The 1727-nt window shown below is 64.7% G+C and carries 1 protein-coding gene and 1 pseudogene; both read left to right on the top strand.

The genetic code is table 11. The annotated features are described in order from the left end of the window. On the top strand, positions 1-766 hold a 766-nt coding region (locus EOA33_RS34795), incomplete at its 5' end, for an ABC transporter ATP-binding protein (protein ID WP_245482531.1). Continuing rightward, positions 763-1670, top strand: a pseudogene (locus EOA33_RS34790) (branched-chain amino acid ABC transporter permease). The gene EOA33_RS34795 and the pseudogene EOA33_RS34790, both read left to right, overlap by 4 nt. Positions 1671-1727: the final 57 nt, after the last annotated feature.

Here is a 1727-nt window from a genome sequence, read left to right as displayed (position 1 = left end):
GAGTGAAGCCGTGCTTGACGTCAGTGATCTCGAGGCCGGCTACGAGCCTGGGGTGCCGATCGTGCGCGGCGCCTCGATCACTGTCAACAAGGGCGAGATCGTCGTCGTCCTCGGGCCGAACGGCGCCGGGAAGTCGAGCCTGATCAAGGCCGTCGCCGGCCTTGTTCCGATCAGCCGGGGCAAGGTGCTGCTCGATGGCAAGGACATCACCGCGGCGCCGGCGCACACCATGGTCCGCCTCGGCCTTGCCTTTGTGCCGCAGACCGAAAACGTCTTTCCAATGATGTCGGTGGAGGACAATCTGAAGGTCTCCTGCGGCATTTTCGAGCGGCGCGAGGCGCCGGGCCGTGTCGAAGAGATGTACGCCATGTTCCCCGACTTGGCGCGCCAGCGCCGAGCCGCGGCCGGCAATCTTTCCGGCGGGCAACGGCAAATGCTGGCCGTGGCGCGAGCGCTGATCGTCCATCCCAAGGTGCTGGTGCTCGATGAGCCGTCGGCCGGCCTGTCGCCGAAATTCGTGTCGATGGTGTTCGAAATGCTTTCGGCCATTCGCAAGTCCGGCGTCACCATCCTGCTGGTCGAACAGAACGCCAAGGCAGCGCTCGCCATCGGCGACCGCGCCTATGTGCTGGTCGAGGGCAAGGATCGCCATGAGGGCGTTGCCTCCGAACTATGGAACGATCCGGTTGTGGCCGAGCTCTATCTCGGCCAGCGCCCTCTCAGCACAAAGAAGACGGGGCACGCCGAGAACGGAGGCGCGGCATGAGTCTGCAATTTGTCGTCGACGGGTTGCTGACCGGCTCGATGATCGGCCTCGGAGCGATAGGCGTGACGCTGACCTACTCCATTCTGCGCTTCTCCAATTTTGCCCATGGCGACTTCATGGCCTGGGGCACCTATGCGACGCTCGCCGTCGTCAGCGCCATCGGCGCGACCTTCGGCAAGGTGGCGCCGATCGCGCCCCTCTCCTTCGGCTGGCCACTCCTGGTCGCACTTGTTGTCGGCATGGCCTTCACAGCGCTGCTGGCACTGCTCCTCGACAAGGTGCTGTTTTCGCGGCTGCGCGCGCAGGGCCAGGCGATCATCGTGGTGATGGCGAGCTTCGGCGCCTCGATGGCGCTGCGCAGCCTGCTCGAATTCACCTTCAGCTCGCGGCCGACCTATTTCAGCCGGGCGATCCAGATCGCCATGCCGGTCGGCTTCGGTATCCGCATCACGCCCGACCAGATCGCCTTGCTATTGCTGACCATCGTGCTGGTTCTCGGCGTGCATCTCCTGATGACGCGCACCCAGATCGGGCGCGCCATGCAGGCGCTCAGCCAGAATGCAGCTCTTGCCCGCATCGTCGGCATCGACGTCGCCGGCGTGGTGCGCGTCACCTGGATCCTTGGTGCGGCCCTTGCCTGCGTGGCCGGCGTGATGATCGGCATTTTGGTGCAGATCCGCCCCTTCATGGGTTTCGACATGCTGCTGCCGATGTTTGCCGCCGCCATCCTCGGCGGCATCGGCAGCATTCCGGGCGCAGTGCTCGGCGGCCTGATTATCGGAATCGCCGAAGCCGGGGCGGTGCAATTGATCGGCGCCGAATGGCGCGCCGCCGTGTCCTTCATCATCCTGATGGCGGTGCTTTTCGTGGGCCGATCGGCCTTTTCGGAGTTCGGGAGAGATGATCGACCTCGTAGGCTACGGCGCATTCTTCCTGACCACCGCGCTGATCTTCTCGCTGG

This window comes from Mesorhizobium sp. M4A.F.Ca.ET.050.02.1.1, assembly GCF_003997725.1.
GTDB lineage: Bacteria > Pseudomonadota > Alphaproteobacteria > Rhizobiales > Rhizobiaceae > Mesorhizobium.
The sequence above is the reverse complement of the archived record's forward strand: the minus strand, read 5'-3'. Positions and strand labels throughout refer to the sequence as shown.